18 protein-coding genes are annotated in these 21,866 nt (G+C 48.0%); 3 read left to right on the top strand and 15 right to left on the bottom strand.

Annotation, left to right across the window (positions count from 1 at the left end; all coding sequences use genetic code 11):
* Positions 1-76: 76 nt before the first annotated feature.
* From CA267_RS13550 to CA267_RS13580, 7 genes are all read right to left on the bottom strand, one after another.
* Positions 77-580, bottom strand: coding sequence for a methyl-accepting chemotaxis protein (locus CA267_RS13550; RefSeq protein ID WP_075610719.1), 504 nt, complete (start codon positions 578-580; stop codon positions 77-79).
* 57 nt (positions 581-637) lie between these two features.
* Positions 638-1,522 (bottom strand): IS982 family transposase, encoded by an 885-nt coding sequence (locus CA267_RS13555; RefSeq protein WP_170668995.1) that lies wholly within the window; start codon positions 1,520-1,522, stop codon positions 638-640.
* A gap of 73 nt (positions 1,523-1,595) precedes the next feature.
* Positions 1,596-2,993 (bottom strand): methyl-accepting chemotaxis protein, encoded by a 1,398-nt coding sequence (locus CA267_RS13560; RefSeq protein WP_075610718.1) that lies wholly within the window; start codon positions 2,991-2,993, stop codon positions 1,596-1,598.
* 177 nt (positions 2,994-3,170) lie between these two features.
* Positions 3,171-4,310 (bottom strand): radical SAM family heme chaperone HemW, encoded by a 1,140-nt coding sequence (gene hemW, locus CA267_RS13565; protein WP_075610717.1) that lies wholly within the window; start codon positions 4,308-4,310, stop codon positions 3,171-3,173.
* The gene (rdgB, locus tag CA267_RS13570; protein WP_075610716.1) at positions 4,303-4,905 is read right to left on the bottom strand and encodes an RdgB/HAM1 family non-canonical purine NTP pyrophosphatase; all 603 of its coding nucleotides are present in this window, start codon (positions 4,903-4,905) and stop codon (positions 4,303-4,305) included. Before rdgB ends, hemW begins: the two co-directional genes overlap by 8 nt.
* 11 nt (positions 4,906-4,916) lie before the next feature.
* A complete protein-coding gene (gene srmB, locus CA267_RS13575; protein ID WP_075610715.1) occupies positions 4,917-6,137 on the bottom strand; it encodes an ATP-dependent RNA helicase SrmB in 1,221 nt (406 codons plus the stop codon).
* An 86-nt stretch (positions 6,138-6,223) separates the two neighbouring features.
* Complete coding sequence (locus tag CA267_RS13580) at positions 6,224-7,336, bottom strand: CCA tRNA nucleotidyltransferase (RefSeq protein ID WP_075610714.1); 1,113 nt, start codon at positions 7,334-7,336, stop codon at positions 6,224-6,226.
* A gap of 197 nt (positions 7,337-7,533) precedes the next feature.
* On the opposite strand from CA267_RS13580, the gene CA267_RS13585 reads away from it, so the two are divergent.
* Together CA267_RS13585 and CA267_RS13590 are read left to right on the top strand one after the other, a co-directional pair.
* Positions 7,534-8,445 carry an ExeA family protein gene (locus tag CA267_RS13585; RefSeq protein WP_075610713.1) on the top strand — a complete coding sequence of 304 codons (912 nt, stop codon included), beginning with the start codon at positions 7,534-7,536 and terminating at the stop codon, positions 8,443-8,445.
* A complete protein-coding gene (locus CA267_RS13590) occupies positions 8,438-9,559 on the top strand; it encodes a general secretion pathway protein GspB (protein ID WP_075610712.1) in 1,122 nt (373 codons plus the stop codon). Before CA267_RS13585 ends, CA267_RS13590 begins: the two co-directional genes overlap by 8 nt.
* A gap of 56 nt (positions 9,560-9,615) precedes the next feature.
* On the opposite strand, the gene leuD is transcribed toward CA267_RS13590, so the two are convergent.
* The 8 genes from leuD to mutS form a co-directional block, all read right to left on the bottom strand.
* Positions 9,616-10,221 carry a 3-isopropylmalate dehydratase small subunit gene (gene leuD, locus CA267_RS13595; protein WP_075610711.1) on the bottom strand — a complete coding sequence of 202 codons (606 nt, stop codon included), beginning with the start codon at positions 10,219-10,221 and terminating at the stop codon, positions 9,616-9,618.
* Positions 10,222-10,224: 3 nt separating this feature from the next.
* The gene (gene leuC / locus CA267_RS13600; RefSeq protein WP_075610710.1) at positions 10,225-11,625 is read right to left on the bottom strand and encodes a 3-isopropylmalate dehydratase large subunit; all 1,401 of its coding nucleotides are present in this window, start codon (positions 11,623-11,625) and stop codon (positions 10,225-10,227) included.
* A 9-nt stretch (positions 11,626-11,634) separates the two neighbouring features.
* Positions 11,635-12,732 (bottom strand): 3-isopropylmalate dehydrogenase, encoded by a 1,098-nt coding sequence (leuB, locus tag CA267_RS13605; RefSeq protein WP_075610709.1) that lies wholly within the window; start codon positions 12,730-12,732, stop codon positions 11,635-11,637.
* Positions 12,733-14,292: a 2-isopropylmalate synthase gene (leuA, locus tag CA267_RS13610; protein ID WP_075610708.1), complete on the bottom strand. Its 1,560-nt coding sequence runs from the start codon at positions 14,290-14,292 to the stop codon at positions 12,733-12,735.
* A gap of 264 nt (positions 14,293-14,556) precedes the next feature.
* Positions 14,557-15,255, bottom strand: coding sequence for a hypothetical protein (locus CA267_RS13615; RefSeq protein WP_075610707.1), 699 nt, complete (start codon positions 15,253-15,255; stop codon positions 14,557-14,559).
* Positions 15,256-15,333: 78 nt separating this feature from the next.
* Positions 15,334-16,626 (bottom strand): phosphopyruvate hydratase, encoded by a 1,293-nt coding sequence (gene eno / locus CA267_RS13620; RefSeq protein WP_075610706.1) that lies wholly within the window; start codon positions 16,624-16,626, stop codon positions 15,334-15,336.
* Between the two features lie 65 nt (positions 16,627-16,691).
* Entirely contained in the window at positions 16,692-18,323 is a 1,632-nt protein-coding gene (locus tag CA267_RS13625) for a CTP synthase (RefSeq protein ID WP_075610705.1), read from the bottom strand.
* Between the two features lie 158 nt (positions 18,324-18,481).
* A complete protein-coding gene (gene mutS / locus CA267_RS13630; RefSeq protein WP_075610704.1) occupies positions 18,482-21,046 on the bottom strand; it encodes a DNA mismatch repair protein MutS in 2,565 nt (854 codons plus the stop codon).
* 132 nt (positions 21,047-21,178) lie between these two features.
* Between mutS and CA267_RS13635 the strand changes: the two genes are divergently transcribed.
* A complete protein-coding gene (locus tag CA267_RS13635; protein WP_075610703.1) occupies positions 21,179-21,697 on the top strand; it encodes a CinA family protein in 519 nt (172 codons plus the stop codon).
* Positions 21,698-21,866: the final 169 nt, after the last annotated feature.

The raw sequence follows: 21,866 nt of genomic DNA on the forward strand, positions 1-21,866 counted from the left end.
ACGCCCTTTTTTGCATCTTGTGATTATTAACCAGCAACAACCGGGTATACGGTATACGCCCGACATCCAAATGACATTAATAGCGGTAAGCGCGGAGTTGACGCTGCATAGTATCCACCTGCTCGGCCAGCGTTTTACAATTTTTCTCAAAAGAGTTGGCAAAGCTGCGGTTTTCTTCTCCCATGGCTTTAATACGTTCGATGCTCTCGCTGGCTTTCACGGCAACATTTTTTTGTTCAAGAGCCATAGCGGCATTTTGGCTGTTCAAGTCGCTGATAGTAGCCACCGCGGCTAATGCCTGGTGCAAGCTTTCACCAGCATTGCGGGTGCTGGTAACGGTTTTAGATGCTGTTTCTTTATTTAGCTGCATTCGCGTGGAGGCATCACGACTGCCCAGCTGTAACCGCTCAATCATGCCCCGTATTTCTTCTGTGGATGTCTGCGTGCGGCTGGCCAGGGAGCGCACTTCATCAGCGACAACAGCAAAGCCGCGCCCCTGTTCTCCTGCCCGCGCGGCTTCAATAGCGGCATTGAGTGCAAGCAAATTAGTTTGTTCGGCAATATTGCGAATAACGTCCATTACACCGCTGATTTCTTCGCTGGCCTTTGCCAGTTGATTAATTAACCCCAGATCGGCTTAAGCAACAACCATCGCATTGCGCTCAATGTCACTGATATTAAGGGATGGCTTGTTTTCTTTAAGACAATAAGCCACCAGACCAGCCATTAAATTGAGTGTAAAACCATTTATACTGCGATGCCTTGAGTGCTCAATGTATGAAATGTTCTTTAATTGGTCGTTGATAGTTTCAATAATGAAGCGCTTCGATAGCATCGCTCTGTCCCATAAAGACATCGCTTTTGCTTTCATATTTTTGCGAACCGTGGTGATAAGTTTGACGCCTTTCTCAAATAAATTAGCTTCTAATGCTTTGCTCAAATACCCTTTATCGCCATACAATTTGTCGGGTAAATGTCGAGCTAATTCTTCGACAGGTTTTGTGTCATGGACATTCCCCGTCGTCACTTTTGTCGCCACGATTTCACCCAGATGGCTCACTATCAAGTGTAGTTTAAAGCCGTAAAACCAGCCCATTGTTCCTTTTCCTCTTTGCGCTATCCCGTCAAAGGTTTTATGGCGAGGTATGCGAATGTTATGGCAAACCTTTAGGCTGGTAGAGTCAATGAATTCAATGCCTGTAGGCTTTCCCTTTAAAGTACTGAAGTAGGCACACATGGGCACAATTGTTCGCGGCATTACTTCTAAAAAGCGCGTATAACTAAGCAAATCCGGAAATGCGTTGCGATAAAATACTCTTACATATCCCGAGTAATAATTCTTAAAATCGCGATGATGTGACATGTGAAAACCGATGATGATTGTCATCATTTCACTCATTGACATACGGCACTCACGTCGTCGTCTTCTGGTGCCGTCTTCAAGTAGCTGCTTTTGCCATTGGGGAATAAAAACTTTGCAAAAGTCATCGACATCGCAAAATAATTCAACTAGATTCTTCATGCCTGTTCCTTGTTGATTTGGTCATTTCTTTGTCGAAAGATCCGATCTTGGAACAGGCTTTTAGTTCAATTTCTTAAACAGGATTGGGGTTAATTACGGCCACCGACGCATCCACATCTTCAGCTTGTCGTTCAATATCGCTGATAGACATATTCAACACGCTGACACTGTTGGTAGTATCTTTATCAGCGGTTTGGGCAGCTTCATTAGCTAACGAGGTATTCGACGCCACACGGCTGGCGTTTTCCTGTAACTCATCAATAGCGTTGGCGATACGATCGGTTTGTGACGTTAACGACATAATGGAGTTATTGGATTTCACCGCAGTGGCCTGTAATTCGCTGCTTCGCTGTAACAGTGAATCGGTGGCAGAACTTACCACTTGAATGGTGGTTTGTAACTTTGCCAGTAAAAGATTGAAGCCGTTGGCCATACGGCCGAACTCATCGTTGCGGGTGCTGTCAAAACGGAAGGTAAGATCTCCTTCACCGCTGGCGATATTTTCTACCACATCGGTAAAGTGATTAAGCGGCTTCCCGACAATGCGTTTTACCAGAAAATAAATCGTGACTAAAATCGCGCCGCCAGCAATAAGAATTTTAATAAAAAGTATCCCGAGAGCCTTAGCTAACAAACCTTCTGTTTCGTCGTGAGACACCGCTAACACGATATCATAGTTCCAGAATTCAAAGGGGACTTCTGTAATTGTCCATTCGTCTGTGGATGAACGTAAGATGGATTCGGCTTGTTCTGTTGTGACATGATCTGAATGAATGCGAACAGATCCGTTACTGTCTCTTAGCGCCACAAAGCCGCTTTGCAATATCCGGCTGTCAGCAATTGCTTCTTTCAGAAACTTCATATCGGCAGAATAGCCTACATACCAAATTCCTATTACATTGCCGCTGCCATCCAGCATAGGTTCGTAACCGGTAAGATAGGGATTCCCCAGTATATCCACCTGGCCATAAAACGGCTGCTTTTGCTGGATTTTCTTTATAGCCTGGCCGTCAGTAGCAAGGCGTGTGCCTATTGCTCTTTCGCCTTGATTTTTTACATTGGTGGAAATGCGGATAAAATCGCTACCTGTCTTACTGAATAAGGTAGCGGTTCCACCCATCACATCAGTAAGTTCATCCACTAACGCAAAATTATTAGCTTGTGGCTGATTGCCAAGTAACAGTTGGTACGCAGATGTTGCCTTTACCCTGATCATATCGCCCTGAGCCGGCAAGCCAAGTTCCGCTCCTCGTTGCATCAGCAGCTTCATACTGCTTTGCACCCGATCACGCATGATGGTGTCGGTAACGCGCAATATATCAATAATTTGCGACGTAGCGGCTTTTTGTTCTTTTTCGATCTGCGCTTCTACTGTTCTGGAGTTGGTATAAATACTATACCCAAGAACTACCAGCGTAAAAAATCCGATAACACCGGCTACCGAAAACAAAAACTTTCGTTGTATCGACATACCATCTCCAAGCCGTGGATGCCGTGTTTCCTCGACCCACAACTGCTATTCACTCCGAATGATCGAACAGAGAGTTACGTTAGGAAATTACATCATGAGCCAAGCGTAGTAAAATTTGAACAAAAACAGCAACTAATTCCGTAAAACAAAGCATTAAAAGCCGGTAAGGGTGAAATATCAGACAAAACATGACAGCAGACTGTTTAAGTATCGGCGGCCTTTCTCGGTCACCTGCCAGTTTGTTTGGCTAATAGTCAGCAATCCTTGTCGCTGAGCATCGTCAAGAGCAGCTTGCTGAGCCGCAGTAAGATGGGTACCGGTGAGCAGAGTAAAATCATCGATAGGACAGGGCTCCACCAGACGGAACCGGTTCATAAAAAATTCAAAGGCGAGGTCGTCCTGCTCGACGTTTGTGGCCTGATCCAGATAGGGACGAGTGATATCCATGTAGCCGCGTGGATGTTTGGTTTTCACAGTGCGGGTAATAGTGTTGTTAGTGGTATCGGTAATTTTGCCGTGAGCGCCGCAGCCTATACCAATATAGTCGCCAAAGCGCCAGTAGTTAAGGTTGTGCTGGCACTGATAACCAGGCTTACTATAACCGGAAATTTCGTATTGCTGATATCCGGCCTGCATCAAAACATCATGACCTTTTGCCTGAATATCCCACAAAACATCATCATCGGGTAACTCAGGAGGGCGCGAATAAAATGGCGTATTGGGCTCAATGGTAAGTTGGTACCAGGAAAGATGATGAGGTTTCAATGCAATAGCCGTGGCTAAATCTTCCATGGCATTGTCAATGCGTTGATCTGGCAGACCGTGCATTAAATCTATATTGAAACTTTGTAAACCTGCCTGATGCGCCTGTGTAACAGCGTGCTGTGCCTGTGCGGCATCATGAATACGGCCTAAAGCCTGCAAGTGCTTTTGCTGAAAGCTTTGCACACCTATCGATATACGATTGACGCCTGCTTGCACATAACCGCTAAAGCGACCCGTTTCCACCGTGCCAGGGTTAGCTTCCAACGTAATCTCTGCATCTTCTGTCAAAGGAATACGCTCTCGCACCCCTGCCAGCAACGTGGCGATGGCATCCTCAGAAAACAGGCTGGGCGTGCCGCCGCCAAAAAAAATTGTATTAACTGCGCGCTGCGGAACGCGCTGAGCATCCAGCGCCAGATCGTCGAGCAGGTGAGAAACGTATTCCTTTTCAGGAATTACCGATTTTACCCCGTGGGAATTAAAATCACAGTAGGGACATTTTTGTACACACCAGGGAATATGGATATACAATCCCAAAGGCGGATTACGCAAACGTTTGTCTCATGTTTTCAAGCAGAAAACTCATTGCTTTACCACGGTGGCTAAGCTGATTTTTTACCTGTCTGTCCAGTTGTGCCGCCGTACGTTCCTGGGTGGGAATATAGAACACGGGATCGTAACCAAACCCGCCAGCGCCATCAAGTTCGTGAGTGATAACACCGTGCCAGTGTCCTTCAGAAATGAGCGGAACCGGGTCATCACCATGGCGCATAAAAGCTAAGGTACAAATAAAATGCGCTCTGCGATCTGCTTCATCCTGTAGTCGTGAAAGCAATAGCTGAATATTGTCACTGTCCGTCGCTTGTTCCCCGGCAAAGCGTGCAGAATAAATACCCGGCGCACCACCTAAGGCGTTCACCACTAATCCAGAATCATCAGCGATGGCGGGAAGACCTGTTAGCCGCGCCGCATGACGGGCTTTAATAATGGCATTTTCAATGAAAGTAGTGCCGGTCTCAGGAACGTCAGTTACGCCTAATTCCTTTTGCGGAACAATGGTCACATTCATTGCCTGGAACAGTTGTGTGAACTCTTTGACTTTACCTGAGTTGCCGGTGGCAAGAACAATCTTCTGTGGAAATGCCATAGTATGTAACCTTATTTCTTTTTCGCGGATTTTTTCTTTGCCGTAGCGCCAGACTTCTTTACTTTTTTCTTTTTTGAGGTAATTTTAGGCGCTTTATGTTTGGGGCGTAAGCCTTCAATGTAGCGGGCTTTTAAAGGCTCTTCGGTATAGCGGCTGATTTTACCAATAACTTCAAAATCGTGGGCTTCTACCAGGGATATCGCGGTACCTTTAGCGCCAGCGCGTCCTGTGCGGCCAATGCGGTGCACGTAGATGTCTGCCTTGCGCGGCATATCGAAATTAATAACATGGGTGACATTGGGGACATCGATTCCGCGGGCCGCGACATCTGTGGCAACAAGTACCGGTACCTCACCAGCCTTAAAGCGCGCCAGAGCAGCATTACGCTTATCTTGCGGCATTTCTCCCTGCAGCCAGCAAACAGAAATTCCCTGGCTGGTTAAATAATCTTTGACTTCCTGCAGCCGATCCCGGGTTTTCACAAACACGATGGCGGTGGTGACGTGTTCTTTTAAAATGTGCACCAGCAGCGCGCGTTTATGATTGATGTCATCAGCCAAATGATACCACTGATGAATTTTTGCTTTTTCCTTGCGCGAAGGATGAGCTTCAAGAATGGCCGGTGTATCCAGCAATTCTCTGGCAAACTGCTGAACGCCGCCGCCTTCCAGTGTGGCAGAAAACAGCATATTCTGTTTACGCCAGCGAGCTTCTGCTGCTATCTGGTTAACGATACTGCCAAAGCCCATGTCGAGCATACGGTCGGCTTCATCAAGAATAAGGCATTCAATGTCACGGCAATCGGCGCTTTCAGTATTGATATGCTCAAACAGACGGCCCGGTGTTGCCACAAGAATATCCAGATTCTGCTCAAGCGTATCCCGGTCAGTGCCGTAGTTAATGCCGCCGGTGATTACGCCGCAAATTATATCGGTGTGGACAGTAAGGGCTTTCGCCTGTTCGTAAACCTGCAACGCCAGTTCGCGGGTAGGCGTGAGAATAAGGATGCGGGTAGCGCCAGGTTGTTGTCTGGGGTAATCCAATAAAAACTGGCAGACAGGCAGCAGGAAGGCGGCAGTTTTGCCGGTTCCCGTTGGTGCTGAGGCAAGTATGTCCTTGCCTTCCATGGCAACGGGGATCACCAGACTCTGGATAGCAGTTGGCGTGGCGTAACCCATTTCGGCGACTGCCTGGCAAAGGGAATCATCCAGTTCTAATTCTTCGAACGTCATATTTTGGCTATTTAGCTAACACGAAACCACTATTGTACCACCCTGTGACAATTGACGGGCATAGCGAATGAATTATTTTTCGGAAGTTAATTTTTCATCGTACTTCGTAATAATTCAAGGCGTTGGGAACGCAAAGCGTCCCGTATGGCTTTTCCATGTTTGCCGCTGGCAATGATTTCCTGAACATCGATGTTTGCAGCGCGGCTTAAAGCGCGTTCAAACGCTTTACGTTTTTTGGTGATATTTTCTTCATCGGCTGTGGCCGTGATAGCCTGGAATGAGGCGACTTTCAGCAGTGCCTGGAATCGTTCAGGTTTACGCCAGGCGTCGGCTTTATCTAAAATTTCTAACAACGCATCCGGTGATTTTGTATGGGTAAGTAAACTGCTAAAGGAGGCCGACAATAATGCCAGTTCCCTGTAGGAATTTGGAGCCTTTAACCGCTGACAAAGAGCCGTTGCTTCGGATTGGCTAAGCCCTAAAGCTAATGCGGCAAAACGTTCTTCATTGCTGGCTTTGCTGTTTGCTGCCAGAATCAATGGTTGATATTTATCATCACCAAATTCCGCTAGTTCTGGAAACCAGTGTGACAGCGCGCCGCATTGTTGTAATACATGAAAATAAATGGCGGGTGATTTTTCCATCAAGCTACGGCGCGTTTCCAGCCAGACGCGTTCGGCGCTCAAACTTTGTAATTCTCCACTCGCTGCCATTGACTTCATAAGCGCAAGAGTGTCATCGGCGACTTTAAAACCGAGATAGGCGTAACGGGCGGCAAAACGCGCTACGCGAAATACCCGTAAGGGATCTTCTGAAAAGGCGGCTGACACATGCCGAAGGCGCTTTTTCTCAAGGTCGGCTAAACCATGGTACGGGTCAATGATTTTTCCTCTGCTGTCCTTCGCCATCGCATTAATGGTGAGATCACGTCGAAGTAAATCTTCTTCAAGGGTAACGTCAGAATTAGCAACGCAGACAAAGCCAGTGTAGCCGGAGCCCGTTTTCCTTTCGGTACGTGCCAGCGCGTACTCTTCTCTGGTCTCGGGGTGCAGAAATACCGGAAAATCTTTGCCCACCTGAGTGTACCCTTTTGAAAGCAGTTGTTCTGCGGTAGCACCGACAACAACCCAGTCTCTTTCTGTGACTTTACGATGAAGCAGCTCATCCCTAACCGCACCGCCCACCAAATAGATTTTCATGACATTCCTTAAGCGTGCAGAAACCCTCGACGATAATGAGATTATACCACTACTTTTGTCCGGTTGAGAGAAGAGAAGCGCTTCAGTGTTTATCGATAAGAACAACATTTGTTGCCACTTTCGCGGGAACATTTTGACATCTGGCGGTCGGGTGGTTAGTTTAATTCGCGTCTGATCATAAACCTCATTTGTATTGCATGTATTTAAACTATTTTGGGCTCAACGATAATCCGTTTTCCATCGCTCCCAACCCTGATTATCTTTATATGAGTCCGCGTCACAAAGAAGCGTTGGCTCATCTCACCTTTGGCCTTCGCGAAAGTGGCGGGTTTGTCATGCTGACCGGAGAGGTTGGCACAGGGAAAACCACGGTTTCGCGTAAACTGTTACAACAGCTTCCGGAAAACACGCAGGTGGCAATCATCCTGAACCCGACGTTATCTGCCCTGGAACTATTGGCCACAGTTTGTGATGAACTGGGAATTCAATATAACGCCAGCAAGGCAAGCTTAAAATATTTTACGGACTGCATATTGTCCAAGCTGGCGCAAAATCATCAGGCTGGGACAAATACCGTGTTAATGATTGACGAAGCACAACATCTAATGCCCGAAGTGCTGGAACAGTTACGACTGCTGACAAATTTAGAGACTAACCGGGAAAAGCTGCTGAAAGTGGTGCTAATTGGACAGCCTGAATTGCAGCAGCTGTTAAAGCGCAACGAACTGCGTCAACTGGCGCAGCGTATTACCGCGCGATATCATCTGCTACCACTGACGCCTCCTGAAGTGCGCGCTTATGTCGCTCACCGCTTGAGTGTCGCCAATGGCGATATCAGTATTTTTAGTCAAAGCACCTTACGCGCCATTCATCAAATTACCGGCGGCATTCCCCGGGTTATTAATTTGCTTTGTGACCGAGCGCTTACGCTGTCTTTCACAAAACAACACGCGGTAGTGAAAAAGCCTATCTTTTTGGCAGCCGCAGAGCAGATTTTAGGTGGCGATGTGGTGAGTCAGCGTATTCAAAATCAACGTAAAGCGCTGATGAGTACCGTATTTGTGGTTGCTATTGGAGTGGGCTTTGCCGTGGGGAGATGGTATGTCTGAACGAATATCAATTGATGCGCTTCAACCGGGTATGGTTATAGTGCAGATAACTCGCCAAAACGGACCGGTAAAAATTCGTAAGAGCGGACTGGTGACAAGCGCTGCCATGGTGCAAGGTCTGGCGGAAATGGGTGTGCTGGAGTTGGAGATTGATCCTGAGCAGACTGTGGAAATCGATGTTCCAGTACATTATGCCACGCAAACCCAGGCACTGCTGCGGGGGCAACATGATACCGGCGCCAGCAGTCGTTTTGAGCATTCACTATCTGATCAGTTTAATCGAAGCTTGTTTTTACCCACGGTGCAAGGATTGCCTTCGATTTGGAAGGTATATGTTAGACAGGTGGTGATAATTACATTGTTGATAGTCGGAGGGTTCAGCATTGGTTTTACGGCGGCTACACCATCGCGCTGGTGGCCAGCGCTGACGCAGCAGCAACAATCAGCCATACCTTCAATACCACCAACAACCGTAGTGCAAACAGTAACACAAAACCCGGAACGCGCAGGGCAAACTACAAGCGTGGTACAAGATTCACGACCTGATGAACGTGACCCGACTGCCGTATCCGCAGCCAAAGAACCTAAAAACGCTAACGCAGAAAGTGCGCCACCGACAGATAAAGTGACCGCCGAAGACGCTAAATCGGAAGCTTCTACGCAAGCCGATGCAGCAAATAACGTAGGTCGCCAAAACGATCGTCCTCAAACGGCTCAGCAGGATCTTGGCGGTGAAATTCTTAATGACAGAGAAGAGTCGAACGTTAAGGTTTCGCCTGAATTACTTGCAAAGTTTAATCAGGCTGTAGAAGAGCTTGATGACAACGTGGTGGACAAAGATAATCAGCCAGAGATTAAATTGACAGTTCGGGATGATATGCCGCGGGTAGATCAGTTGCCGGTGAGAATTCTCACCCGCTTACCCAGTATGAGTTTTAGTGCTCACATGTACGCATCTCGTCCATCGGATCGGTGGGTGAGGGTGAACGGGAAGCAGTTGGGCGAGGGCGATTGGATTGGCGAGGACATTCAAATTGTCAATATTGAAGCTCAGCGCGTGATACTTTCTTTTGAGGGAGAGGTTTTTAGCATGGCTGCGCTAACAGACTGGTGAAAAGAAACAGCCCGCATTCTGCGGGTAAATGCGGGCTGTTTCTTTAGTGGCGGCTTTTACAGCCAGGCAGGCTGACGGGATTCAAATGCTTTAATCGTCGATTCCAGTTCAAGCGTTTGACCAATAGCATCCAATCCTTTTATCAGATTTTGCTTATGATGCTCGGCAATATCAAAGTGCCAGGACAGATTGCCAACACTGACCATCTGCGACGGAAGATCGACCGTAATTTCAGCCTGCGGATCATCGTATACTGCCGCAAAAAGACCATCCATTTGCACGGAAGACAGCGCCACAGGCAGCAATTGGTTATTAATACAGTTGCCGTAGAAGATGTCGGCAAAACTGGTGGCAATGATAACATCGAAGCCAAAATCTGCTAGCGCCCAAGGCGCATGTTCGCGGCTGGAACCACAGCCAAAGTTTTCTCTGGCAAGAAGAATGGAAGCGCCCTCGTACTGCGGCTGGTTCAAAGCAAATTCAGGATTAGGTTCTTGCTCGTGCAGATCCAGATAACGCCAGTCGTGAAAAAGGTGCTTGCCGTAACCAATTCGGGTTACCCCGGTGAGAAACTGCTTAGGGATAATTTGATCGGTGTCGACATTTGCCTGATCTAGTGGGCAAGCTCTTCCGCTGTGTACAGTAAAACCTTGATTGCTCATTATTTACTCCTGAAAATCGCGGACGTCTGCAAAATGCCCGCGGATTGCTGCAGCTGCAGCCATGGCTGGACTCACTAAGTGAGTGCGAGCACCGCGGCCCTGACGGCCTTCGAAGTTACGGTTGCTGGTGGATGCGCAGCGGTCACCGGCTTTCAGAATATCGTCGTTCATGCCCAGACACATGGAGCAGCCAGGCAAACGCCACTCGAAACCGGCAGACGTAAACACTTTATCTAAACCTTCAGCTTCGGCCTGGCGTTTTACTGCCGCTGAACCCGGCACAACAATGGCGGTAACAGTGTCAGCCACTTTACCGGTAGCCGCAATTTTTGCCGCAGAGCGCAAATCTTCAATACGGCCATTAGTGCATGAACCGATAAAAACATGGCTTACCGGCACATCCGAAAGCTTATCGCCTGGTTTCAATCCCATATAGGCAAGAGACTTTTTAGCACTTTCCAGTTCGACTGGATCGCTGAAATCTGACGGTGCCGGAACAGGTGTATTAACACCGATTACCTGGCCGGGGTTAGTTCCCCATGTCACCTGTGGAGCAATATCAGGAGCGTATAATTCTACTACGGTGTCAAATTGTGCTCCTTCATCGCTGTGCAACGATTGCCAGTATTCTACGGCGGCATCCCATTGGTCATCTGCTGGCGCAAACTCCCGGCCTTTCAAATAGGCAAAAGTGGTGTCATCAGGGGCTATCATGCCTGCCTTTGCACCCGCTTCAATACTCATGTTGCAGATGGTCATGCGCTCTTCCATTGATAACGCACGAATAGCTTCTCCGGCGTATTCAATAACGTAACCGGTCGCCCCTGCATGGCCGATTTTTCCGATGATAGCCAAAATAATATCTTTGGCGGTAATGCCCTCGGCTACCTGACCTTCAACTTTAATTAACATGCTTTTGCCGCGCGATTGCTTCAGCGTTTGTGTTGCCAGTACATGTTCAACCTGAGAGGTACCAATGCCGAATGCCAGCGCCCCAAAAGCGCCATGAGTGGCAGTGTGGGAATCGCCACAAACCACTGTCATACCTGGAAGTATTAGCCCTAGTTCTGGCCCCATTACATGCACAATGCCTTGCTTGTGGTGGCCTACAGGAAATAGTTGTACGTTGTGTTCTTCACAATTTTGCGCCAGGGTTTGCAGTTGTAACTGATTTTGCGGACCGCAGGCATCCAGTGCCAGTGAGCGGGTAGAAATGCTGTGATCCATGGTTGCTATTGTGCGATCAGGGCGTCGTACCTGACGGCCTTTTTCATTCAATCCGGCAAACGCCTGTGGTGAGGTGACTTCATGAATCAGGTGGCGATCGATGTAGATTAAGCTGTCTTCACCCAATTGGTCGATAATGTGTGCTTGCCATACTTTTTCGTATAAGGTCTTGGCCATGGTTAAGTATTACTCCTGATCCAAAATCTGTCGGACAACTTCATCGCCGACTTGAGAGGTAGAGGCTGCCTGCTGGCGTTTATCAGCCGGTAGCAATTCGCCGGTCATCACACCAGCCTCCAGTGTTTTTATTACTGCTTGTTCGATGGCGTCGGCAGCATCACTTAAATTAAGACTAAAGCGCAGCATCATGGCGGCAGAAAGAATTTGCGCGATAGGGTTGGCAATACCCATACCCGCGATATCGGGAGCCGATCCGCCAGCGGGTTCATACAAGCCAAAACCCTGTTCGTTCATACTGGCCGAAGGCAGTAGACCCATTGAGCCTGTCATCATTGCGCATTCATCGGAAATAATATCGCCGAACAGGTTTGAACACAGCATGACATCGAACTGTGCTGGGTTTTTCATTACTTGCATGGTCGCGTTGTCGATATAGATATGTTCCAGTGTGACATCTGGATAATCTTTAGCGACTTCTTCTGTGACTTCGCGCCATAAACGGCTGCAAACCAGCACGTTAGCTTTGTCCACAGAAGTGACTTTGCGCTTTCTTTTTTGGGCGGCTTCAAACGCGGCAACGGCAATACGGCGAATTTCCCGTTTGGAATAACGCATGGTGTCAAAGGCATATTCCTCTTCACCACTGCCTTCTCGACCTTTTGGCTGACCGAAATAGATGCCACTGGTGAGTTCACGCACCACCAAAACATCTACACCGCTGGCCGCAATATCTGCCCGTAACGGAGATAACGCTTCTAGGCCGGGATAGATTCGGGCGGGGCGCAGGTTACTGAATAAATCAAAATGGCTACGTAACGCAAGTAGTGCTGCGCGTTCCGGGCGCTGATCAAGAGGCAAGGTATCCCATTTGGGGCCACCAATAGAGCCGAAAAGAATGGCATCGGCACTTTCGCAGCCTTGCAGAGTTTTAGCAGGTAATGCCTGGCCTTCTGTGTCGATAGCATAGCCGCCAACAGGGTAGGCGGTACGGGTAAAGCTTACGCCATATCGTTTTTCAACTGCATCCAGAACTTTGTTGGCTTCCTGCATGACTTCCGGACCAATTCCGTCCCCGGCAAGGACGGCGATAGTAAACTCGCTCATTTATACTCCTGCGACACGTTCTTGAAGATGTTTCTGCTGATCAATTTGATCAGCAACATAGGTATTATTGATAACATAAATTAGTGCTTTAACCCCGGCTTCCACAATGTCTGTTGCCAGACCAATACCATGGAAACGTCGCCCATTGTATTCAGCGATAACGCTTACCTGAGCCAAAGCATCAGCACCTTCACCCTTGGAATCAAGCTTAAAGTCAACGATCTCTAAGTCGTTGTGGCCAAGAATATTCATAATAGCGTTGTAAGCAGCATCGACAGGACCATTGCCAATTGCGGTTTTGGTAATGGCTTCATCGCCCACTTGTAAACGCACCGTAGCACTGGGAATAATTTCGCGACCGGAGTTAGCTTGCAGGTACAATAATTTATAGCGCGCTTCGTCATGCTTTTGTTGATCAAAAAACAGTAGAGCTTCTAAGTCGTAATCGTAAACCTGGCCCTTTTTATCTGCTAATTGTAAGAAGGCGCTGTAAACAGCTTCTAAGTCATAATCTTCGGTTTTGTAACCCAGTTCTGTCAGCCGGTGTTTGATCACATGGCGGCCGGAACGAGAGGTCAAGTTCAAGTTGTTTTTGTTGATACCCACACTCTCGGGAGTCATGATTTCGTATGTGTTCTGCGCTTTTAGCACACCGTCCTGGTGGATACCTGAGGAGTGGCTAAACGCATTTGCGCCCACGATAGCCTTGTTCGCTTGAACCGGCATATTGCAAAGCTGGCTGACTAACTTAGAGGTGCGGGAGATTTCTTGGGAGCGGATGTTGGTTTCAAATCCTAACATCGCCTGGCGGGTTTGCAGGATCATCGCAATTTCTTCCAGCGAACTGTTCCCAGCGCGTTCGCCGATGCCATTGATGGTACATTCCACCTGACGGGCACCTTGTTCAATTGCCGCCAAAGAGTTGGCCACGGCCAGTCCTAAATCGTTGTGGCAGTGTACGGAAATGGTAGCTTTATCAATATTAGGTACGCGGTTGAACAACTGAGCAATTATGCCGCCGAATTCTGAAGGAATGGTATAACCCACGGTATCAGGGATATTGACGGTGGTTGCGCCAGCATCAATTGCCGCCTCAACCATTCTGCATAAGTAATCAATGTGAGTACGGCCGGCATCTTCGCAGGAAAATTCTACATCATCGGTATACCGGCGAGCGTGTTTTACCGCCGCTACAGCCATTTCGACAACTTCGTCCTGCGACTTTTTCAGCTTTGCCCCAACGTGGATTTCTGATGTGGCAATAAAGGTATGAATGCGAAAATGGTCAGCGACTTTTAGTGCTTCGCCGCAGGCGTCGATATCTGGCTTTAATGCTCGTGCTAAGCCGCATATCGTCGCATTTTTAATCTCCCGCGCTATCATTTGCACCGAGTGAAAATCGCCTGGCGAAGAAACCGGAAAGCCGGCTTCAATAATGTCTACGCCGAGCCGTTCGAGTGCCAGTGCGATCTGTAGTTTTTCTTTGGCACTTAAACTGGCGGGCAGTGCCTGCTCGCCGTCACGCAAGGTGGTATCAAAGATTTTTACCTGATTCGTCATGACTGTCACTCGTATGTTGTAGTTAAAAAAAAACCCGTGCCTGGCACGGGTTTTTGTGTGTGAATCGCTGGTCGCAATCTACCCGTGCAGTCTCGCTGCCGTAAGGAGTAGAAGAGATAGAAGGATGTGCTGCATCATTGCAAACGTGTTTCCCGACCAGTTGATAACCACAATGTAACCAGCCATGCCAGACAGGTCAACCTTTGTTTACAAAGAAGCATATAACAAATGGATATAACTTTTATTCCGGTTATACAAGTGCGGTTAGGACTTTGGCTGCGCAGGAGACTGAATTTTTGTTAAATTAAAATGTTTCCAGTCAATAGTGGTAGAAAGCAGTAGTTCTCTTAAGGTAAGGGAGCGGGGGGATATTTTACCTTTATGGTTCCAGCTATGGCCACAGCAAGCTGCCGTCATAATGGTTTTGGTAGGCTTGAGTAGTTGAACCTGGGAGTAGCTATCTTCTGCTTTTTCCAACGAATTGCCAGCAAAAGTAAACCATCCATGCTTATTAGTATGGACAGTGAAATTGTTCGGCTCAACGCGATCAATGGAATCAAGCTCAATATGTTCGTTGTCCATCTCTTGCACGCGAATTCCCACCACTAGTCCGTGGGCCGCATGTTGTGAATACCATTTTTCGGTACGCTCGGGATCGCAGTTTCTGTTTACCGGACATCGCGCTGATTGTTTTGCCTGCCAACTGCCGTTGTGGGTATCGACGGTGAGGGGGGAGGAATTATGCGCAAGAAAATAAGCCGCACGCTTAATATGGTGGGGCAAGCCGCTGAGCTTTCTTTTAAGCACATGCGCGTGAGTCGGACCGTAATAGGCAAGATATACTAGCTCTCGCTCATACAGAGCAGTACAAATTTCGGTGAATTCAGGATGGGCACTATGATGCTCGCGGGTTTGGTCAAAAATGTCTGTTTGATTTAACGCGTGATCTGAGCTGGACGCCATAATGCTTTTAAAAAGAAAGGGAATAGGCTAACGGTAACAGCAAAATAGACCGGTAGCCAAGACTACCGGTCCAGAAAATTACTGACCTTTAATTTCAGTACGACCACGATAAACGGCTTTTGAACCTAATTCTTGCTCAATGCGCAGTAATTGGTTGTACTTCGCGACGCGGTCAGATCGGCATAGAGAGCCCGTTTTAATCTGACCCGCAGCAGTACCTACTGCCAGATCTGCAATGGTGGCATCTTCAGTTTCACCAGAGCGGTGAGAGATAACAGCAGTGAAGCCTGCATCTTTCGCCATCTTGATTGCATTCAGCGTTTCTGTAAGTGAGCCAATCTGATTAAACTTGATAAGGATTGAATTACCGATGCCGTTATCAATGCCGCGTTTTAAAATTTTTGTGTTAGTTACGAATAAGTCGTCGCCAACCAGCTGAATTTTGTCACCAATTTTCTTGGTTAAGCTTGCCCAGCCTTCCCAGTCACTTTCGTCTAAACCGTCTTCAATGGAAAGGATAGGGTAGTTGGAAGTCAATTCTGCCAGATAGTCGCCAAAGCCTTCAGAATCAAAGCTCTTGCCTTCGCCAGACAGATTATATTTGCCATCTTTATAGAACTCGGATGCCGCGCAATCCAGCGCCAGAGTGACATCTTCATTCATTTTGTAGCCAGCTTTTTCTACTGCTTCAACAATAACGGATAAAGCTTCTTCATTTGAACTTAAGTTAGGAGCAAAACCGCCTTCGTCGCCAACTGCCGTGCTCAACCCTTTAGCTGATAACACTTTTTTCAGGTTATGGAAAATTTCCGCACCCATACGTAGCGCTTCTTTGAAGCTACTTGCGCCAACAGGCTGAACCATAAATTCCTGGATATCAACGTTGTTATCCGCATGTTCACCGCCGTTGATAATATTCATCATCGGAACCGGCATGGAATATTGCCCCGGCGTGCCGTTCAAGTCAGCGATATGTTCATACAGCGCCACGCCTTTTTCTGCTGCGGCTGCTTTAGCTACCGCCAGTGAGACGGCTAGAATAGCGTTTGCGCCTAGTTGTTCTTTATTTTCAGTACCATCAAGTTTTAGCATGGCATTGTCGACGTCGGCTTGTGCCAGTGGATCCATTCCCACCAATGCCGGTGCGATAACATCATTGACTGCAGCAACAGCTTTAAGTACGCCTTTCCCCATATAACGCTCTTTATCGCCGTCACGTAGTTCCAACGCTTCGCGAGAGCCGGTAGATGCACCTGAAGGCGCAGCAGCACGACCCATAGCACCTGATTCCAGATATACGTCTGCTTCTACTGTGGGGTTACCGCGAGAATCTAAAATTTCGCGTCCGATAATGCGACTAATATTCGCCATGTTTTTTCCTCAACAATTGGTGGGGGCATCCAACGGGAGAAAGAGTACCCCTCTTTTTTTAGAAACTAATGATTTTCTTTCTGATATTTACCTGCTGCGGCAACAAACCCGGTAAATAACGGATGCCCGTCACGGGGCGTTGACGTAAATTCCGGGTGAAACTGACCTGCCACGAACCACGGGTGATCAGGCAATTCTATTACCTCAACAAGACGTTTGTCAGTAGATAATCCGCTCACTTTTAAGCCTGCGCTTTCAATCTGGTCGCGCAGGTTATTATTTACTTCATAGCGGTGGCGATGACGTTCGTAAATTTCAGCGCTACCATAAATATCATGGACTTTGGTGCCCGGAATTAAATAACATAACTGGCTTCCCAAACGCATAGTGCCTCCTAAATCGGATGTTTCATCACGAATTTCGGTACTGCCACCTGCGTCTAACCATTCGGTAATTAGTCCCACCACCGGATAAGGGGTATTCGGATCAAATTCTGTGCTGTTTGCTTTTTCCATACCCGCTACATTTCTCGAAAATTCAATGAGCGCTACCTGCATGCCCAAACAAATACCTAAATAAGGAACGGCATTTTCACGTGCATAACGCGCCGCAGCAATTTTGCCTTCGATACCGCGCTCGCCAAATCCGCCTGGCACCAGAATAGCATCAAGTTTTTCAAGAATTTGCACGCCTTTACTTTCAATATCCTGGGAATCTATATGATGAATATTGACGGTAAGCCTGTTTTTCAACCCAGCGTGTTTGAGTGCTTCATTCACAGATTTGTAGGCATCAGGTAATTCAACATATTTACCCACCATACCAATATTGACTTCAGCAGTAGGGTTAGATTCAGCGTAAAGTACCTGCTCCCACTCAGTGAGGTCTGCTTCGTTACATTGAAGATGGAACCGATCCACTACCAACTGATCCATACCCTGGGCGCGCAGCGCTGCGGGTATACGGTAAATGCTATCTACATCTTTTAACGAGATAACCGCTTTTTCTGCCACATTGGTAAAAAGTGCAATTTTGGAGCGTTCATTGGCGGGTAACGAGCCTACAGAGCGGCACACCAGAATATCAGGCTGTATACCGATGGAACGCAGTTCTTTAACTGAGTGCTGGGTAGGTTTGGTTTTCACCTCTCCGGATGCCGGCATATAAGGCACCAGCGTGAGATGCATGTACATGGCTTTTTCGCGGCCTAGTTCGGTTCCTAACTGGCGAATGGCTTCAAGAAAGGGTTGCGATTCAATATCACCTACGGTGCCACCAATTTCTACTATCGCAACATCATGACCTTCAGCGCCTTCAATAACGCGTCGCTTAATTTCATTGGTGATATGCGGGATCACCTGAATAGTCGCGCCAAGATAATCGCCCCGACGTTCGCGCTTTAACACTTCTTCATACACCCGTCCGGTGGTGAAGTTGTTACGTTTTGTCATGCGGGTGCGGATGAACCGCTCGTAGTGCCCGAGGTCAAGGTCGGTTTCGGCGCCGTCATCGGTAACAAACACCTCACCATGCTGAATTGGACTCATAGTGCCCGGATCCACATTAATATACGGGTCGAGTTTTAACATGGTAACGGTGAGACCACGCGCTTCCAGGATTGCAGCAAGTGATGCAGCAGCAATGCCTTTCCCTAACGATGATACAACACCACCGGTGACGAAAATATAGTTTGTCATGCGAAACCTAAGGCTTTGGATTGTATGGGTAACGTGCTGATTTTCCTTGGAGAAGGAATCAACACTTGGACGGCGCAACAGTATACCGAAAGAGTAGCAGGCAAACAATCGCTTTGCCTGCTACAAAGGCACGAGACGTAGTTTTTATTGCCTCTGCCCTAGGATTCGCTAAGCCTTTTCAGCGTATAAAGAAAATCAAGCGCCTGCCTGGGGGAAAGCTCATCCGGCGAAATGCTGTCTAACGCGTCTTTCACCGGATTTGCCATATCGGAAAAGCGCATTTCAGCCTGACCTGTCGCTTGCTTTTGATCTGTTGATTTTTGTGGTGTCGCTATTTCTGTTGAATTACTTGCCAGCTTCTGGTTCTCCAGTTCATGTAACTTAGTGCGGGCAAGATCAATAACGGGTTTGGGAACGCCAGCCAGTTGCGCCACTTGTAAGCCGTAGCTTTTGCTGGCAGCGCCTTGTTCAACGGTGTGCATGAAGCGAATAGTTTCGTTATGTTCCACTGCATCCAGATGAACATTGACTACGCCTTGCTCTTGCTCGGGTAGCTGGGTCAGTTCAAAGTAATGGGTGGCAAACAGTGTATAAGCACTTAAGTTTTTCGCAAGGTAGCAGGCGCAGGCCCAGGCAAGGGACAAACCATCATAGGTACTGGTGCCGCGGCCAATTTCATCCATCAACACCAGCGAATGCGCGGTGGCATTGTGCAGTATATTTGCCGTTTCTGTCATTTCCACCATAAAAGTGGAGCGACCGGAAGCAAGATCATCGGAGGCGCCGATACGGGTAAAAATGCGATCTACCTTGCCAATGACGGCGTTTTGGGCGGGCACGAAGCTGCCAATGTACGCCATTAATACAATGAGTGCCGTCTGACGCATGTACGTCGACTTTCCGCCCATGTTGGGGCCGGTGATAATTAGCATACGGCGCTGATTATCCAGTTGCAGCGGGTTAGCGATAAAAGGGCTTTCCATGACTTGCTCAACAACAGGGTGGCGACCTGCCTCGTAATGAATTTCCTGGCCTGCAGTGAGCGAAGGGCGATACAGCTCAAGTGTCTCGGCACGCTCAGCTAAACAATTGATGACATCCAATTTTGCCAGCGCCGCAGCGGTATCTATTAAAGCATTCAAGAAGGGATGCAGTAATTCAAAAAGATTGTCGTACAATTGCTTTTCGAGCGCCAACGCACGCCCCTGACTGGTGAGCACTTTGTCTTCGTGCTCTTTCAACTCAGGCGTAATAAAACGCTCAGTGTTTTTTAGCGTCTGCCGGCGGATATAATCTGCAGGTGCTTGGCTGCTGGTTGCGCGGCTCATTTCAATAAAGAAGCCGTGAACGCGATTGTATCCAACTTTTAGCGTGGGCACGCCGGTGCGCTCCCGCTCGCGCAGTTCCATTTGATCGAGAAAGTCAGTAGCCCCTTTGGACAAATTACGCAGTTCATCCAGTTCAGCATTGTAGCCTTCGGCTATGACTCCGCCATCGCGCAGTACAACAGGAGGATTATCCACAATAGCCGCGTTTAGCAGAGCCTGAATTTCAGGATAGGTGTTAATTTGTGCGGCCAGTTCATTCAGTAGCACATCGTTCATTGGCTTGAGAAGGAGTTGTAAATCAGGAAGCTCGTTACAGGCATTGCGCAAACGTGCAAAATCTCGTGGTCGTGCAGAACGAAGCGCCAGACGCGCCATAACGCGTTCAATATCGCCAATGCGTTTGAGCGTGTCAGTGAGCTCTCCGCCAGGGCCATCCATCAGTGTGGCAATGGCATTTTGCCGATTATTCAGTTCGTATAAATCGGTAATAGGAGAATGTAAAAAGCGCTGGAGCAAACGGCTACCCATGGCCGTCGCCGTTGTGTCTAAAACACTGAACAACGTATTATCGATACCGCCATTGAGGCTTTGGGTCAGTTCCAGATTTCGTCGGGTAGCAGCGTCCAGTTGTACGCGGGAATCCGGCTGTTCCTGATAAATGGCTCGAATATGGGGCAGAGCCGTGCGCTGGGTATCTTTAACGTATTGCAATACGCAGCCGGCAGCCTGCAGACCGTAGGTTAATTCAGAAACACCAAAGCCGGTAAGTTCTTTAGTCTGAAATTGAGCATTGAGTTGTTGTACAGCGGTATCGATATCGAACTCCCACTCCGGACGGCGACGCAAACCTTTGCGCTGCTGAATCAAAGGCAGGTTGGCGAATCCCTCAGGATAAAGCAGTTCCGCTGGATTAATGCGTTGCAGTTCCGCCAGCAATTGCTCATCTGAGTGACATTCGCTGACAATAAAGCGCCCGCTGCTGACATCTAATGTCGCCAGGCCATATTGCATGGCATGCCCGCAGACGGCAGCCAAAACATTATCCCGCCTTTCTTCCAGCAACGCTTCATCTGTAACCGTGCCTGGCGTAACAATGCGCTGCACCTGGCGTTCCACAGGACCTTTGCTCGTCGCCGGGTCGCCCACTTGTTCACAAATAGCAATAGATTCGCCCATCTTCACTAGTCGCGCCAGATAGCTTTCGACAGCGTGATATGGTACCCCGGCCATGGGAATCGGCTCTCCACCAGATTTTCCTCTGGCGGTTAAAGAAATATCCAGTAAATGCGCTGCCCGCTTGGCATCTTCAAAAAACAGCTCATAAAAATCGCCCATTCGATAAAATAGCAGGATATTCGGGTGCTGCGCCTTGATTGCGAGATACTGGCGCATCATGGGGGTGTGTGATTCCAAAAAATGCCTCGATTATGATTACAAGTAAGGTAACTTAATATTGATTACAGGATCGTTATTTACGACGACAGTGCTACAATTTCACAGACATGATAACAGCTACGTATTATTAATATGAAACAAGGATTTTCAACCGTTTCTGTTGAAGAGTGTTTTCAGCAGAAAATTTTAGAGTTAGGCGAACAGCTTCGGCAACGTGGCTGGACACTATCATGCGCTGAATCCTGTACCGGTGGGGGCGTTGCATTTACGCTTACGTCAGTGGTGGGAAGTTCAGACTGGTTTCAGCAGTCTTGGGTAACGTATTCCAATGACGCTAAGCAACAACTGATCGGCGTGGCATCTGGTACACTGGAGAAATACGGCGCGGTTTCTGAGCAGGTTGTGACAGAAATGGCTGCGGGAGTGGTGCAACGCAGTGGTGCACAGCTTGGAATTGCCGTCAGTGGTGTTGCGGGACCAGGAGGAGGCTCAGCAGATAAACCGGTGGGAACCGTTTGGTTCGGCTTTGCTATGCATGGCAGAGTACAGGCGGTTAAGCAGTTCTTTAAGGGCGACAGGCAGCAGGTGCGTAGTCAATCTGTGGTATTTGCGATTGAATTTCTGAACAAATGGCTAGTTGAATACCACTAATAGTATTGTCAAACTGTAAGCGCAGATAAAAGATGCTTGAAGCTGTATGTACATACAGTGTATCATGCAGAGGTAAACAGTTGTGCGAGCCGATAGATGCGCACCGTACGCTTTAGCTTATCCCATTAGAATATAGGATAAGTTGATCAAGCTCTGACTCCCTTTATAC

The organism is Alteromonas pelagimontana (genome assembly GCF_002499975.2).
GTDB classification, from domain to species: domain Bacteria; phylum Pseudomonadota; class Gammaproteobacteria; order Enterobacterales; family Alteromonadaceae; genus Alteromonas; species Alteromonas pelagimontana.